15 protein-coding genes are annotated in these 15,485 nt (G+C 62.6%); 8 read left to right on the forward strand and 7 right to left on the reverse strand.

What is annotated here, in order from left to right; genetic code table 11:
* Positions 1-38: 38 nt before the first annotated feature.
* The 3 genes from ptsH to cysZ form a co-directional block, all read right to left on the reverse strand.
* On the reverse strand, positions 39-296 hold the full coding sequence (gene ptsH, locus AWX27_RS04935; RefSeq protein ID WP_004936458.1) for a phosphocarrier protein Hpr: 258 nt from the start codon (positions 294-296) through the stop codon (positions 39-41).
* A 399-nt stretch (positions 297-695) separates the two neighbouring features.
* The gene (cysK, locus tag AWX27_RS04940) at positions 696-1,664 is read right to left on the reverse strand and encodes a cysteine synthase A (RefSeq protein WP_038881303.1); all 969 of its coding nucleotides are present in this window, start codon (positions 1,662-1,664) and stop codon (positions 696-698) included.
* Between the two features lie 185 nt (positions 1,665-1,849).
* Positions 1,850-2,608 (reverse strand): sulfate transporter CysZ, encoded by a 759-nt coding sequence (cysZ, locus tag AWX27_RS04945; RefSeq protein WP_049198406.1) that lies wholly within the window; start codon positions 2,606-2,608, stop codon positions 1,850-1,852.
* A 221-nt stretch (positions 2,609-2,829) separates the two neighbouring features.
* Between cysZ and zipA the strand changes: the two genes are divergently transcribed.
* The 3 genes from zipA (at position 2,830) to AWX27_RS04960 (ending at position 6,171) form a co-directional block, all read left to right on the forward strand.
* On the forward strand, positions 2,830-3,855 hold the full coding sequence (gene zipA / locus AWX27_RS04950) for a cell division protein ZipA (protein WP_060419838.1): 1,026 nt from the start codon (positions 2,830-2,832) through the stop codon (positions 3,853-3,855).
* Between the two features lie 79 nt (positions 3,856-3,934).
* Positions 3,935-5,956, forward strand: coding sequence for an NAD-dependent DNA ligase LigA (gene ligA / locus AWX27_RS04955; RefSeq protein WP_060419842.1), 2,022 nt, complete (start codon positions 3,935-3,937; stop codon positions 5,954-5,956).
* Complete coding sequence (locus AWX27_RS04960; protein ID WP_004936441.1) at positions 5,956-6,171, forward strand: DUF3820 family protein; 216 nt, start codon at positions 5,956-5,958, stop codon at positions 6,169-6,171. The genes ligA and AWX27_RS04960 overlap by 1 nt, the downstream gene beginning before the upstream one ends.
* A 26-nt stretch (positions 6,172-6,197) precedes the next feature.
* Here the strand turns inward: AWX27_RS04960 and AWX27_RS04965 are convergent, their stop codons facing one another.
* On the reverse strand, positions 6,198-7,196 hold the full coding sequence (locus tag AWX27_RS04965; protein WP_060419845.1) for a bile acid:sodium symporter family protein: 999 nt from the start codon (positions 7,194-7,196) through the stop codon (positions 6,198-6,200).
* A 96-nt stretch (positions 7,197-7,292) separates the two neighbouring features.
* Here AWX27_RS04965 and AWX27_RS04970 point away from each other — a divergent pair, with 96 nt between their 5' ends.
* Complete coding sequence (locus AWX27_RS04970) at positions 7,293-8,213, forward strand: LysR family transcriptional regulator (RefSeq protein ID WP_060419848.1); 921 nt, start codon at positions 7,293-7,295, stop codon at positions 8,211-8,213.
* 1 nt (position 8,214) lies between these two features.
* Here AWX27_RS04970 and AWX27_RS04975 read toward each other — a convergent pair whose 3' ends face one another.
* Both AWX27_RS04975 and AWX27_RS04980 read right to left on the reverse strand, forming a co-directional pair.
* Positions 8,215-8,682 (reverse strand): FlxA-like family protein, encoded by a 468-nt coding sequence (locus tag AWX27_RS04975; RefSeq protein WP_060419851.1) that lies wholly within the window; start codon positions 8,680-8,682, stop codon positions 8,215-8,217.
* Between the two features lie 52 nt (positions 8,683-8,734).
* Positions 8,735-9,283 (reverse strand): nucleotidyltransferase family protein, encoded by a 549-nt coding sequence (locus AWX27_RS04980; RefSeq protein ID WP_060419854.1) that lies wholly within the window; start codon positions 9,281-9,283, stop codon positions 8,735-8,737.
* 159 nt (positions 9,284-9,442) lie between these two features.
* Between AWX27_RS04980 and AWX27_RS04985 the strand changes: the two genes are divergently transcribed.
* Both AWX27_RS04985 and eutC read left to right on the forward strand, forming a co-directional pair.
* Complete coding sequence (locus AWX27_RS04985; protein ID WP_060419857.1) at positions 9,443-10,828, forward strand: ethanolamine ammonia-lyase subunit EutB; 1,386 nt, start codon at positions 9,443-9,445, stop codon at positions 10,826-10,828.
* On the forward strand, positions 10,825-11,616 hold the full coding sequence (gene eutC / locus AWX27_RS04990; RefSeq protein ID WP_060419860.1) for an ethanolamine ammonia-lyase subunit EutC: 792 nt from the start codon (positions 10,825-10,827) through the stop codon (positions 11,614-11,616). The genes AWX27_RS04985 and eutC overlap by 4 nt, the downstream gene beginning before the upstream one ends.
* Here the strand turns inward: eutC and AWX27_RS04995 are convergent.
* Positions 11,595-12,497: a LysR family transcriptional regulator gene (locus AWX27_RS04995; protein WP_060419863.1), complete on the reverse strand. Its 903-nt coding sequence runs from the start codon at positions 12,495-12,497 to the stop codon at positions 11,595-11,597. The two genes, eutC and AWX27_RS04995, sit on opposite strands and share 22 nt — an antisense overlap.
* Before the next feature lie 451 nt (positions 12,498-12,948).
* Between AWX27_RS04995 and budA the strand changes: the two genes are divergently transcribed.
* Entirely contained in the window at positions 12,949-13,728 is a 780-nt protein-coding gene (budA, locus tag AWX27_RS05000) for an acetolactate decarboxylase (protein ID WP_033643951.1), read from the forward strand.
* Positions 13,729-13,760: 32 nt separating this feature from the next.
* The gene (gene alsS / locus AWX27_RS05005) at positions 13,761-15,446 is read left to right on the forward strand and encodes an acetolactate synthase AlsS (RefSeq protein ID WP_033635442.1); all 1,686 of its coding nucleotides are present in this window, start codon (positions 13,761-13,763) and stop codon (positions 15,444-15,446) included.
* Positions 15,447-15,485 lie beyond the last annotated feature (39 nt).

A 15,485-nucleotide genomic window follows, 5' to 3' on the forward strand; every position in this document is an offset into this window, starting at 1 on the left:
CTTACTCTTGACTGGTGTTAACTAAAAAGACGGGCCGATTACTCAAGCTCTGCCATCAGTTTTACCAAGTGCTCAACGGCTTTCTGCTCGTCTTCACCTTCAGCGGAGATGGTCACTACGGTCCCTTGAGTCAGCCCCAGAGTTTGCAGTTTGAACAGGCTTTTAGCGCTGGCGCTTTTGCCGTTGGAGGTCACGGTGATGTCAGACGTGAAGCCTTTGGCTTCTTTAACGAACTGAGCGGCAGGGCGAGTATGCAGACCATTCGGAGCGGTAATAGTAACTTCTTGCTGGAACATTGATGTTTCCCCAACTTATTGGATTAATGTTGTGGAGCTAAAGTTTAGCCCAGGGGCCTGACTTTAGCTTGTCTGGTTATAGCGCCTGACTATGGACAGGGGCGAACGTTGATGCAACAGAAAACGACGCGTTAGGCACTTCAGATCAAAAAACTCGGCTTTAGACGTCGTTCCAATCCGCTCCCCATTATGCCCGATTCGACGCGTCGGCGACAGATGAGTAAATCGATTCAGCCTTGACCGGGCTCGGGGGGTGATTAATTTTGCGCATCGAAATAATGCACCGTTAAATACTAAAGCCGACGGGCAAAAGCAATCTTGGACTGCTATAAAGTTTGATCCAGTCCACAAAAAAGCACCCCGCAGGGTGCTTTTTTAGCGATTTGTGCAGTGGTGGAATTACTGCTGCAATTCCTGCTCGGTGAACAGATCGGCAAACAGCGCGGTGCTCAGATAACGTTCGCCGGAAGAGGGCAGGATCACCACGATGGTCTTGTCGGCGAACGCCGGTTCTTCGGCCAGTTTCACCGCCGCCACGACCGCTGCGCCGGAGGAGATGCCCGCCAGGATGCCTTCTTCGTCCATCAGGCGACGCGCCATGCTGATGGCTTCGTCGTTGGAGACCTTCTCGACGCGATCCACCAGGTCCAGATCGAGGTTGCCTGGAATGAAGCCGGCGCCGATGCCCTGGATCTTGTGCGGGCCCGGTTTCAGCTCTTCACCGGCCAGCGCCTGGCTGATGACCGGCGAGTCGGTCGGCTCGACCGCCACGGTAGTGATGGCCTTGCCTTTAGTGTTCTTGATGTAGCGGCTGACGCCGGTCAGCGTGCCGCCGGTGCCGACGCCGGAGATGAACACGTCGACTTCACCGTCGGTGTCTTCCCAGATTTCCGGGCCGGTGGTTTTTTCATGGATGGCCGGGTTGGCCGGGTTGCTGAACTGTTGCAGGATCAGGTAACGGTTCGGATCGGTGGCGACGATCTCTTCGGCCTTGGCGATAGCGCCTTTCATGCCTTTCGCCCCTTCGGTCAGCACCAGATTGGCGCCGAGCGCCTTGAGCAGCTTGCGGCGCTCGATGCTCATGGTTTCCGGCATGGTCAGCGTCAGCTTGTAACCGCGCGCGGCGGCCACGAAGGCCAGCGCGATGCCGGTGTTGCCGCTGGTCGGCTCCACCAGCTCTTTACCGGCGGTCAGCACACCACGTTGTTCCGCATCCCAAATCATATTGGCACCGATGCGGCATTTGACGCTGAAGCTCGGGTTGCGTGATTCAACCTTGGCCAGAATGCGTCCGTTGCCGATACGGTTCAGACGAACCAGCGGCGTATGGCCGATTGTTAATGAGTTGTCTTCATATATCTTGCTCATAGCCCGTCCTTTAACTCTATGAAAATGTGGGGAACATCGAAAGCATACGCTAACAGTACCGGCAGGGAAGTAAAGAATTGGTATATCTATATGTTATTAGGAAATAAGTTTTAAGCACAATGATAAGGGCGCGAAATGCGCGCCCTGTCGAAAATTCCCGCGCTAACGGCGGTAAAAAGCGGCGGTTATCGGACGAATTGCGAGCGGTAGCGATCGACCCACATCGCGGTGGCGCCGCAGACGGCGACCGGCAGGATCACCAGGTTGAGGATCGGGATCATGGTGAACAGGCTGACCAGCGCGCCGAACTGCAGGTTGTCGGTTTTGTGCTGGCGTAAGGCGCGGCGCATGTCGGCAAAGCTCACCTTGTGGTTGTCAAACGGATAGTCGCAATACTGGATCGCCAGCATCCAGGCGCTGAACAGGAACCATAGCACCGGCGCCACCGTCTGGCCGATGCCGGGCACGAAGTACAACGCCAGCAGCAGCAGCGCGCGCGGCAGGTAATACATCAGCTTGCGCCATTCGCGCGCCATGATGCGTGGCAGATCTTTGGCGATGCCGAGCAGGCCGGTGTCCGGCAGCGGTTTGCCGGTCAGGCTGCCTTCGAGCTGCTCGGCCAGCAGGCCGCAGAACGGCGCCGCAATCAGATTGGTGATGGTGCTGAACAGATAGCTGAACACCAGCAGCACCGAAATGACCGCCAGCGGCCACAGCAGGTAGCTCAACCATTGCAGCCAGTCGGGAACGTGGCTCATCATCGCCGGGATCCAGTCGCCGAGCCGGCTGAACAGCCACCAGAAAGCGGAGCCCATCAGCAGCACGTTGACCAGCAACGGCAGGACCACATAGCGTTTAATCCCCGGGCGCGAAATCAGGCGCCAGCCTTCGGCGAAATAGTGAATGCCGCTGGTTGAGCGGGCAGGGGGCTGCGTATAGGACATATCTTAAGTTATCTCGTTGTCTGAACAGGCATCATTATCATATAGGGATGATTTTCCACTGGCTAGGGTAGGGTTGGCTGAAAAACCAGCAGAAAAAGGCAGTATAATCATCTTTATTGGCATAAAGTTCAGCACGGACTTGCACTTGTGTGCGCGGGCAAATAGAGTTAAAGAGTGAATGTTTGCCGCGGTGGCAATGTATTGGAACAACAGAGATAGCAATGATGCAGGATTTGCGTCTGATATTAATCGTTGTTGGCGCGATCGCCATAATAGCGCTGTTATTGCACGGTCTGTGGACCAGTCGCAAAGAACGGTCAGCGCTCTTCCGCGATCGCCCAGCCAAACGTTCCCAAAAGGAACGTGAACAAACTCCGATCGACGATCTCGAAGAAGGCGTCGGTGAGGTGCGCGTACGCGCCGCTCACCCGCAAGACGAGCCGTCATTTGGCCATTTCGATGCCGCACGCGAAGAACCCGTGGCCGCGCCGAAGCCCGCTCCGGCGGCTGCGCCTGCGTCCCGCGCCGTTCAGCCGGCTGCCCATCAGACGCCGCCTCCGCTGTCTCAGCGGCCGGAGTATGATGACATCCTGCTGAACAACTACGCGCCGGACGAAGAACAGGCCGAGCCGCAGCAACCGCAACCGGCCGCGCGCCGTGAGCCGCGCGTCGACGATCTGCCGCATGAACATGAGGGGCCGCAGGGGGCGGAACCGGCATTCCACGCCGAGCCGGCTCCTGTGCAGCAGGCGCCGGAAGTGAAGCCGGCGCAGGAGCCTGCGCCACAGCCACAACAGCCGGCGGCTGCGCCCATTCAGGCCAAGCTGAAAGAGACCGTGCTGGTGCTGCACGTCGCGGCCCATCAGGGCGGCGTAATCGGCGGCGAAGTGCTGCTGCAGAGCGTGTTGCAGGCGGGCTTCCAGTTTGGCGAGATGGGCATCTTCCACCGCCATATCAGCCCGGCCGGCAGCGGCCCGGTGCTGTTCAGCCTGGCGAACATGGTCAAGCCGGGGTCGTTCGATCCTGACATGATGTCCGACTTCTCCACGCCGGGCGTGTCGATGTTCATGATGGTGCCGTCTTACGGCGACGCCAATCAGAACTTCAAGCTGATGCTGCAGTCGGCACAGCGCATCGCCGACGACGTGGGCGGCGTGGTGCTGGACGACGAGCGCCGCATGATGACGCCGCAGAAGCTGGAAACCTACAAAGCGCGTATCCGTGAAGTGTTGGAAAACAACGCCTGACCGGGTTGCCGCGCGCACTGAACATCCGTAACAACAAAGCCCCCGCTAGCCGGGGGTTTTTTATCTTTGATGGTGAGCCATGGAATCGATAATCCAACAAATCAATCAACTACGAGCCACACTGCGCCATCATGAATACCAGTATCATGTGCTGGATGCGCCGGAAGTGCCGGATGCGGAATATGACCGCCTGATGCGCGAACTGCGCGAACTGGAGAGCGCGCATCCTGAGTGGGTCACCGCCGATTCACCGACCCAGCGCGTGGGCGCCGCGCCGCTGGCGGCGTTCGACCAGGTGCGTCACGAAGTGCCGATGCTGTCGCTGGACAACGTGTTCGACGAAGAAAGCTTCCTGGCGTTTTACAAGCGCGTGCAGGATAGGCTCAAAAGCAGCGATCCGCTGACCTTCTGCTGCGAGCTGAAGCTGGACGGCCTGGCGGTCAGCCTGCTGTACGAAGACGGTGAGCTGGTGCGCGCGGCGACGCGCGGCGACGGCACCACCGGCGAGAACATCACCACCAACGTGCGCACCATTCGCGCCATCCCGCTGCGCCTGACCGGCGACAACATCCCGCGCCGCCTGGAAGTGCGCGGCGAGGTGTTCATGCCGCAGGCCGGTTTTGAACAGATGAACGAAGAAGCCCGCCGCAAAGACGGCAAGGTGTTCGCCAACCCGCGCAACGCCGCCGCCGGTTCGCTGCGCCAGCTCGATCCGCGCATTACTGCCAAACGCCCGCTGACCTTCTTCTGCTACGGCGTCGGCCTGCTGGAAGGCGGCGAGCTGCCGCGCAGCCACTTTGAGCGCCTGATGCAGTTCAAGGCCTGGGGCCTGCCGGTCAGCGATCGCGCCCAACGCCGCACCGGCAGCGAGGAAGTGCTGGCGTTTTATCGCCAGGTCGAGCAGGACCGCGCGCAGCTCGGTTTCGACATCGACGGCGTGGTGATCAAGATTGACGATATCGATCTGCAGGAAACGCTGGGCTTCGTGGCGCGTGCGCCGCGCTGGGCGACGGCGTTCAAATTCCCGGCGCAGGAGCAGATCACCGTGGTGCGCGAAGTGGAGTTTCAGGTTGGCCGCACCGGCGCGATTACGCCGGTGGCGCGCCTTGAGCCGGTGCTGGTAGCCGGGGTGACCGTCAGCAACGCCACCTTGCACAACGCCGATGAAATTGAGCGTCTGGGGCTGCGCATCGGCGATACGGTGATCGTGCGCCGCGCCGGCGACGTCATCCCGCAGGTGGTGGGGGTGCTGGAAGATCGTCGGCCACAGGATGCGCGCGAAGTGGTGTTCCCGCTGCACTGCCCGGTGTGCGGCTCCGACGTTGAGCGCGTGGAAGGCGAGGCGGTAGCGCGCTGCACCGGCGGTCTTATCTGCGGCGCGCAGCGCAAAGAGGCGTTGAAGCACTTCGTTTCCCGCCGCGCGCTGGACGTTGAAGGCATGGGCGACAAGATCATCGAGCAGCTGGTGGACAAAGAGTACGTGAAGAACCCGGCCGATCTGTTCCGTCTGTCCGCCGGCATTCTGACCGGCCTGGATCGCATGGGGCCGAAATCGGCGCAGAACCTGGTCAATGCGCTGGAGAAATCCAAACAGACCACCTTCGCTCGCTTCCTGTATGCGCTGGGCATTCGCGAGGTCGGCGAGGCGACCGCCGCCAACCTGGCGGCGCATTTCGGATCGCTCGAGAAGCTGTTCGCCGCCGATATCGAGGCGCTGAAAGAGGTGCCGGACGTCGGCGAAGTGGTGGCCAAACACACCCGCAATTTCCTCGATGAAGCGCTCAATCAGCAGGTGATCGACGAGCTGGTGGGCGCCGAGATCGGCATCCACTGGCCGGCGCCGGTGGTGGTGGTCGCGGAAGAGATAGACAGCCCGTTCGCCGGCAAAACCGTGGTACTGACCGGCTCGCTGAGCCAGCTGTCGCGCGACGAGGCCAAAGATCGCCTGACGGCGCTGGGCGCCAAGGTCAGCGGCAGCGTGTCGAAGAAAACCGATTTGGTGATCGCCGGCGAAGCGGCCGGCTCCAAGCTGGCGAAGGCGCAGGAGCTGGGTATCGCCGTGATCGACGAAGCGGAAATGATCCGCCTGCTGGGTGACTGATGGAAAAGGAAAACCTGCTGGAGATCGCCAATACCGTGATGCCGTTCGGCAAGTACCAGGGGCGGGTGCTGATCGACCTGCCCGAAGAGTACCTGCTGTGGTTCGCCCGCAAGGGCGAATTCCCCAAAGGCAAGCTCGGCATGCTGATGGAGATGACGCTGGCGATTAAAATCGAAGGGCTTGACCACCTGGTCAAGCCGCTGAAGAAAAGCTGAACTGACGGGCCTCGGCCCGTCTTTTTTTACCCGCGCGATGCCTGCGCGTTGGCGTTGGGCACCGCCTGTTGCGCCCGCTGCTTGCGCTGATACCTTTTCGCCAGCACCGCACAGGTCATCAGCTGCACCTGATGGAACACCATCAGCGGCAGCACCATGATCCCCACCGTCGCCGCCGGGAACAGGATATTGGCCATCGGAATGCCGTTCGCCAGGCTTTTCTTCGAACCGCAGAACACGATGGTGATCTCGTCCGCCTTGCTGAACCCGAGCCAGCGCGCCATGTAGGTGTTCACCACCAGCACGATCGCCAGCAGCACGATGCTGCCGCCGACGATAAACGCCAGCGAACCGATCCCCACCTGATGCCAGATGCCGTGCGTGACCGCCTCGCTGAAGGCGGCGTACACCACCAGCAGAATCGAGGTCTGGTCGGTTTTGCCGATCAGCGGGCGATGGCGCTCGATCCAGCCGCCGATCAGCGGCCGCAGCAGGTGGCCGGCGACGAACGGCACCAGCAGCTGCAGCACGATCGAGCCCACCTGCCGCAGGCTGCCGGTATCGCCGTGCACGTTCATCAGCAGGCCGACCAACAGCGGCGATACGAAGATCCCCAGCAGGCTGGAGGCGGAGGCGCTGCACACCGCCGCCGCCACGTTACCGCCCGCCAGCGAGGTGAAGGCGATGGCCGACTGCACGGTGGCGGGCAGGATGCACAGGTAGATGAAACCGGCGTACAGCTCGGGGCTGACGTCGATCGGCGCCCACCAGGCGAACAGCATCCCCAGCGCCGGAAAAATGATGAAGGTGCTGAACATCACCCACAGATGCAGCCGCCAGTTATTGCTGCCGGCCAGGATGGCCTCGCGCGACAGCTTGGCGCCGTGCATAAAGAACAGCAGGGCGATGGCGGCGATGGTCAGGGCGTTGAACCAGCCGACGAACTCGCCGCGCGCCGGCAGGAAAGAAGCCAGCAGCACGGTGGCGATCAGCGTCAGGGTAAAACGATCGGGTAGGAATCTCATGGCGATGCGCTCGGGTAGAAAATCGATGGGGCTATTCTCCCGCGTGGGTATATAATAATTAAATTGATTTATTTAATTCATCTATGAATAAAACACATGAATTACTCACTCAAACAGCTGCGGGTGTTCGTCGCTGTCGCCCGCCACGGCAGCTTCAGCCGCGCCGGTGAGGCGATCGGCCTGACGCAATCGGCGGTCAGCCACAGCGTGAAAGAGTTGGAGGCGGAGGTCGGCGTGCGCCTGCTGGATCGCACCACGCGTGAAGTGGTGTTGACCGACGCCGGCCTGCGGCTGGCCAACCGGGTCGAACGGCTGCTGGACGAACTGCAGGCCGCGTTGCTGGATGCGCGCAGCTTTGGCGTACAGCGCAGCGGCACGGTGCGGGTGGCGACCAGCCAGACCATTTCCGCCCATCTGATGCCGCAGTGCATCGCCGCCGGCGAGCGCCAATACCCGGAGATCCGCATCATGCTGCGCGATCAGGCGCAGCAGCAGGTGCTGCACAGCGTGCGCAATGCCGAGGTGGATTTCGGCATCGTGGTCGATCCGGTGCAGGCGGTGGATTTGGAGTGCGAAGCGGTGCTGCATGAACCGTTCCTGCTGCTGTGCCGCGACGATCACCCGTTTGCTGCGCGTCAAGAGGTGCGTTGGTCGGCGTTAAACGGCTGCCGCCTGGTGTTGCAGGATTACGCGTCGGGCAGCCGGCCGTTGATCGACAGCGCGCTGAGGCAGCAGGGCGTCGAGGCGCAGGTGGTGCAGGAAATCGGTCATCCGGCTACGCTGTTCCCGATGGTGGCGGAAGGGATTGGCATCAGTATCTTCCCTGCGTTGGCGCTGCCGCTGCCGGAAGGGGGGCGGCTCCGGGTACGGCGGCTGGTGCCGGAGATCAATCGCGCGTTGATGCTGGTGCGGCGCAAGAACCGCTCGCTGACGCCAGCGGCGGAGGCCATCTGGCAGGTGGCGCGTCAGCAGGCGGCGCTGCTGCACCAGCGCCGGCAGGAAAACGCCGAATATTGATTCAGATATAGACGTCCACCGCGTTGAGCGGCGTCGGGCGGTTTACGCCGTCGCCGGATTGCGCCGCGGCTTTTTCCATTTGCTCCTGTTGCTGCTTTTCCATTTCTTCTTTCTGGATGCGCGCGATCTCGGCCTGCAACATCTTGATCTGTGCTTCAATCAGCTGCTTTTGCTTCTCGATCTCTTTGGGATCGGCGCTGGAGTCCTTCAGCTCCACCAGCTTTTGCTGCAGAGCCTGAATCTGCCGGTTCAGCGCCTTGATGCGTGCCGAGGCGCGGCTTTCGTTGAGATTTTCCGGTTCGTCATTGCCGCTGGCGCCTTCGCTTTTCTTCGCCTTGCCGCCTTCCGGCTGGTTGTTGACCGGTTTGGCCATCAGCAATTCGCCCTGATGGCCCGGCGCGCTGAAGACGTGGCTGACGCCGGGAACGGTATTTTTGATCGGTACGATCATGGTGATGGTGGTCGACATGGGTGCTCTCCCTGAGTCTGGCTATCGCTGTTCAGGGTATCGGCAGCGGCGATTAAATCTTTACCTGCCGCAGGTGCGGCCAGCGCTGCAGCCAGCCTTTGTTGAGCACGCGCTGGGCATAGGCCGCGCGATCGCCGTTTTTCACGTTGAAGGTGATGGTGTCGTCGAACAGCGCCGTGAGCCCGAAGGGGGCCACCAGCGTGATGCTGTCGTCGGCGTTCAGGCGCGCGCCGATCGCCGTTTCCACTTCGGTCCAAAAGCTGATGGCCTCTTCGCTGTCGCGGTAAGGCGCCCGCCCGCCGCGCAGGTGCATGCGCGCCTGATTCTTGACCGACCAAGGCCGCGGCAGCCATTGGTGCAGGCGCGTCTCCAGCATGCGATCGCGCTCGGCGTCCGCACGCTCCGCATCGAAGTGGATCACGTCGATATCGTTGAGCGGCGTGGCGTCCAGGTAGCCGTGGCGCCGATCCCACACCAGATTGCGTACGAAGCCGGCGCCCAGGCACCAGTCATTCAGGCCGAGCCGGCGCGCGGTGCGCAGGGCGGCCATGCGAGCGTCATCTTGTTGCAGCCAGTCGATAATTTGCCGTTGCGGATCCATCACCCCTCCTTTTTTCGCGGCTACTGTAACCCGAAGCGGCGGCGGGTGAAATGGGGGAAAGCGCGACGGCGGCGATCGCGTGCAAAATAATTTTCTTTTCCCACTGACTACACTTGGTGCAGGGCTGTTATCTCGTCACTCGGGGCAAGGGAGGGGGCTATGTATCAGGCAACGGTGGGCCAACGCGGCTATCGCTTTGGCGATCTGCGTCAGCTGATGGCGAAGGCTTCGCCGGCGCGTTCCGGCGATTATCTGGCGGAGGTGGCGGCGCAAAGCGCCGAAGAGCGTATGGCGGCGCGCATTGCGCTGGCGGACTTGCCGCTCAAGGCGTTCCTGCAGCAGGCGCTGGTGCCGTACGAAGAGGACGAGGTGACGCGCCTGATTATCGACGGCCACGATGCCGCCGCCTTTGAGCCCATCTCGCACCTCACGGTCGGTGATTTTCGCGATTGGTTGCTGAGCGAGCAGGCGGACAGCGCCATGCTGGCGCAGGTGGCGGCCGGCATCACGCCGGAGATGGCGGCGGCGGTGAGCAAGCTCATGCGCAATCAGGATCTGATCTTGGTGGCGAAGAAGTGCCGGGTGGTGACGCGCTTTCGCAATACGATCGGCCTGCCGGGCCACCTCAGCGTGCGGCTGCAGCCCAATCACCCGACCGACAGCCTGCAGGGCATCGCCGCCAGCATGCTGGACGGCCTGTTGTACGGCAGCGGCGATGCGGTGGTCGGCATCAATCCGGCCAGCGACAGCCTGCCGCTGCTGGAAAAGCTCAACTACATGCTGGACGACGTGATCCAGCGCTTCGCCATTCCCACCCAATCCTGCGTGCTGACCCACGTGACCAACACGCTGCGGCTGATAGAGCGCGGCGCGCCGGTGGATCTGGTGTTTCAGTCGATCGCCGGTACCGAAGCGGCCAATCGCGGCTTCGGCATCAGTTTGGCGCTGCTGGCGGAAGCGCAGCAGGCGGCGCTGAGCCTCAGGCGCGGCACACTGGGCGACAACGTGATGTATTTCGAAACCGGGCAGGGCAGCTGCCTGTCGGCCAACGCCCATCACGGCGTCGATCAGCAAACTTGCGAGGCGCGCGCCTATGCGGTGGCGCGCCATTTCTCGCCGCTGCTGATCAACACCGTGGTAGGGTTTATCGGCCCCGAATACCTGTATGACGGCAAGCAAATTATCCGCGCCGGGCTGGAGGACCACTTCTGCGGCAAGCTGCTCGGCCTGCCGCTGGGCTGCGACGTCTGCTACACCAACCATGCCGAAGCCGATCAGGACGACATGGACTCGCTGCTGACGCTGTTGGCCGCCGCCGGGTTAACGTTCCTGATCGGCGTGCCGGGCGCGGACGACATCATGCTCAACTACCAAAGCACATCGTTCCATGACGCGCTCTATATCCGCGAGCTGCTGGGGCTGAAGCACGCGCCGGAGTTCGCCGCCTGGCTGGCGGCGATGAACATTACCGACGAACGCGGACGGCTGCGCGACGCCGCCGCCAATCATCCGCTGTTGCTGGCGCTGCAGGGAGAACGCACATGAGCAAATCGGTTCACGCCAACAGCTGGGACGCGCTGCGCGCCTTTACCGATGCGCGCATCGCGCTGGGGCGCACCGGCGCCAGCCTGCCGACCGACGAACTGCTGCGCTTCGGCCTGGCTCACGCCCAGGCGCGCGACGCGGTGCATCAGCCTTTCGACAGCGAACGGCTGGCGGCGGATCTGCACGATGCCGGTTGGCCCACGCTGGAGGTGCACAGCCAGGCCGCCGACCGCGCCGCCTATCTGCGCCGACCGGATCTGGGGCGGCGGTTGGCGTCGGACAGCCGCAGCCTGCTGCTCGGTTCGCCATCGCGCCGCGTCGATCTGCTGCTGATAGTGGCGGACGGCCTCTCCTCCAAGGCGGTGCACCGCCAGGCGCTGCCGCTGCTGCAGGCGCTGCGCCCCTATCTCGATACGCTGGGGCTGACCGTGGCGCCGGTGGTGCTGGCGCATCAGGCGCGGGTGGCGCTGGGGGATGAGATCGGCGAATGCCTGCAGGCCCGGGCGGTGGCGGTTCTGATCGGCGAACGGCCGGGGCTGTCGTCGCCGGACAGCCTGGGCGTCTATTTGACCTGGGGGCCGAACGCGCGCAGAACGGACGCCGAGCGCAACTGTATCTCCAACGTGCGGCCCGAGGGGTTGGATTATCCGCAGGCGGCGTTCCGCCTGGCCTGGCTGCTGGAGCAGGCGTTCCTGCGGCGGCTGAGCGGCATCGAGCTGAAGGACGAGAGCGACAACCCGGCTTTGCACGGCCGGGTGACGCCGCTTTACCCCCAGTTGGGCGGTTGACCGATGGTTTGCTGCAGCAGGGCGGTGAAGGCCGCCAGCCGGGCGGACACCTTCGCCATCGGGCGCAGCAGATAGATGCCTTGCTGCTCATGGCGCGGATCTTCCAGCATTTGCACCAGCTGCCCGTGCTGCACGTCCGGCCCCACCACCCAGTTGGGCAGGAAGGCGATGCCGAGCCCGAGCAGCGCGGCCTGGCGCTGCGCGGTGAAGTCGTCGCAGCGCAGCGCCATGGTGCAGCGGCTCATCAGCGCCGCGTCGAGGATCTGCGCCCAGCAGGCCGGCTGCTGCTTGTGGTAGCGGGCGATCAGCCGATGCTGCGGCAGCGCCTCCAGATCGGCCGGCAGGCCATAGCGGGCGACGTAGGCGGGGCTGGCGCACATCACCCAGCGTTGGGTGGCGATGCGGCTGGCATACAGCGCGCTGTCCTTCTGTTCGCCGATGCGGATGGCGGCGTCGAGCCGTTCCTGCGTCGGATCGGTCAGACGTTCGGTCAGATCGAGGTCGACCGACAGCTGCGGGTAGCGTTCCGCCAGCGTCGGCAGCAGCGGCAGCACATAGGTTTTGCCGAAGGTCGGCAGGCAGCTGATGCGCAGCGTGCCCTGCGGCGTTTCGTTCAGCGCGCTCAGCTCGGCGCGAAGGCCGGTAATGTCCGTCATCAGCGCGGTGGCGCGCGTCAGCAGCAGCTCGCCGGCGTCGGTCAGCAGCAGGCCGCGGGTGGAGCGCACGAACAGCGCGGCGCCGAGCGCGCTTTCCAGGGCATCGATGTGGCGCACCAGCGAGGAGGGCACCATGCCCAGCCGGCGCGCGGCGGCGGAAAAGCTGCCCAGGCGGGCCACGTCGAGAAAAATTGGCAGATGTTCTACATAGCGGGCGTCATTCATTTTTGCATTATATGCAAAAGCGTTTCTTATGAATACCCGCTTCTCTGCCGACGGTGCGGCGGCTACTCTGGCTGCGGGTTGACGACGGGCTTCAACGCCGTCCCATCCCGGCCGTATAGAGAGAAAACGTATAAACTTCGCGGCGCTTAGCACTAAATAGCAGATGTTTTTCCCAGGCTGCGCGAGCCGCCTGCGGAGTTGATTGTCGCTCCAACACCAGATTAACCGTTCAATTTGATAACCGGTTCAGTCTCAATGATTAGTAAGCCTTTACTTTACCTCATTCTGATCTGATACCTGGTTATCGGCCGGCCAGCCGTGCCGGTTTTTTTGTCGCCTTAGGCTGAATCGTTCCAACTGATGAACACGCCTTGGGGGACATCTTGGCTCACCGTCGGTGGGCCTTTTGAACGCGCGGAACCGCGATCCCGCGCTGGTGGAGGAGTCAGTCATGAACGAAAAACACGGGTGTTCCTGTGCGCGCCATTTGGCGCAGGGTTTTGCCAGGCAGTCGATCAACGCCGGGGAGGGCGAAATCTATCAAATCTCGCTGATGAGCGCGCTCATCGACGGGGTTTACGAGGGGGAGACCACCATTGCCGAGCTGCTCAAGCACGGCGATTTCGGCCTTGGCACCTTCAATCACCTGGACGGCGAACTGATCGCCTTCGATCAGGAAATACACCAGCTGCGCGCCGACGGCAGCGCCCGGCCGGCCGGCCTGCAGCAGAAAACCCCCTTCGCCGTCGTCACCTTTTTCCAGCCCAGCGTCAGCCAGCAATTCGACCGGCCAATCACCAAGGCGCAGCTGCACCAGTGCATCGACGAGCAGGTCGCCTCGCCGAACCTGTTTTGCGCGGTGCGGGTCGACGGCGAGTTCAGCCACGTGGAAACCCGTACCGTGCCGCGCCAGGAGCGGCCCTACCGCCCGATGCTGGAGGCGATAGAAGAGCAGCCGACCTTCTCGTTCCATCAGCGGCGCGGCACGCTGGTCGGCTTCCGTTCGCCGGATTACATGCAGGGCATCGGCGTGGCCGGCTATCACGAACACTTCGTTACCGACGACCGTAGCGGCGGCGGCCACGTGCTGGACTACCAGCTCGATCATGGCCGTCTGCAGTTCGGCGTCATCACGCGTCTCAATCTTCAGTTACCGCATGATGCGGATTTCTTGCGCGCCAACCTCTGCCCAGAGGATTTGGATCGCGCGATTCGTTCCGCCGAGGGCTAACCCCGGCGATCGTTTTCTTAGGAGGTGGAACCATGGCACAGGAAAAAACAGGCAATGACTGGCAATGTGGCGCCGATTTGGTGGTGAAAAACCTGGAAGCGCAGGGCGTCAAACACGTTTTCGGCATTCCGGGCGCCAAGATCGACCGGGTGTTCGACTCGCTGGAGGACGCGCCATCGATTGAAACGGTGGTGGTGCGGCATGAGGCCAACGCGGCCTTTATGGCGGCGGCGGTCGGCCGCTTGACCGGTAAGGCCGGGGTGGCGCTGGTCACCTCCGGGCCGGGCAGCTCCAACCTGATCACCGGGCTGGCCACCGCCACTTCGGAAGGGGACGCGGTGGTGGCCTTCGGCGGGGCGGTGAAGCGCGCCGACAGCCTGAAGCAGACGCACCAGAGTATGGATACCGTCAGCATGTTCCGGCCGGTGACCAAGTATTGCGCCGAAGTGCATGCCGGTTCGGCGATTTCCGAGGTGATCGCCAACGCCTTTCGCCGCGCCGAGTTCGGCCGGCCGGGGGCATCGTTCGTCAGCCTGCCGATGGATATCGTCAATGAACCGGTCAGCGCGCCGGTGCTGGCCGGCTGCCGCTTGCCGCGCATGGGGGCCGCCGCGGCGGACGACATTCAGGCGGCGGTGAAACTGATCCGCCAGGCCAAATGCCCGGTATTGCTGCTCGGCCTGCAGGCCAGCCGGCCGGAGAACAGCGAGGCGGTGCGCCATCTGCTGTACCGCACCCATATGCCGGTGGTCGGCACCTATCAGGCGGCGGGGGTGATCGACGTCAACCACTTCGCCCGTTTCGCCGGCCGCGTCGGCCTGTTCAACAACCAGCCGGCCGATCAGCTGTTGCAGAAGGCCGATCTGGTGGTGAGCGTCGGTTATGATCCGATCGAATACGATCCCTGCATGTGGAACAGCCACGGGCGGCTGAAACTGGTGCACATCGACGTGCTGCCGGCGGATATTGATACCTGCTATCGGCCGGACGTTGAGCTGGTGGGCAACATCAGCGCCACGCTGAACATGATGACCGAAACGTTCACTGAGGCGGTCTGCGTGCCGCCGGAGGTGGAGCTGATCCTCACCGATCTCGGCCGCCAACGTACTGAACTGGCGGAGCGCGCCGCCCGCCGCGGCGGCATGCCGATCCACCCGCTGCGCATCGTCAAGGAGCTGCAGGACATCGTCAGCGACGACGTAACCCTGTGTGTGGACATGGGCAGTTTCCATATCTGGATCGCCCGCTACCTGTACAGCTTCCGCGCCCGCCAGCTATTGATCTCCAACGGCCAGCAAACCATGGGGGTGGCGCTGCCGTGGGCCATCGGCGCGGCGCTGGTTCGCCCCGGCGATAAAGTGGTGTCTATCTCCGGCGACGGCGGGTTCATGCAGTCGAGCATGGAGCTGGAGACCGCGGTGCGGCTGAAAAACAACATCGTGCATGTCATCTGGGTCGATAACGCCTACAACATGGTGGAGATGCAGGAAGTGAACAAATACCAGCGCAAATCCGGCGTGGAGTTCGGGCCGATTGATTTCAAGGCCTACGCGGAATCCTGCGGCGCGGTCGGTTTCGCCGTGCAGTCGGTGGACGATCTGCGGCCGATGCTGCGCAAGGCGATGGCGATCCAGGGGCCGGTGGTGGTGGCCATTCCGGTCGACTACGCCGACAACTATAAGCTGATGGCGCAGATGAACTTCAGCCAGATGATTTAATTTCATCATCATCGGGCGGTTTCACCGGGGCAGGCCGCT

The organism is Serratia sp. 2880STDY5682894 (assembly GCF_001537385.1).
GTDB classification, from domain to species: Bacteria; Pseudomonadota; Gammaproteobacteria; order Enterobacterales; family Enterobacteriaceae; genus Serratia; species Serratia nevei.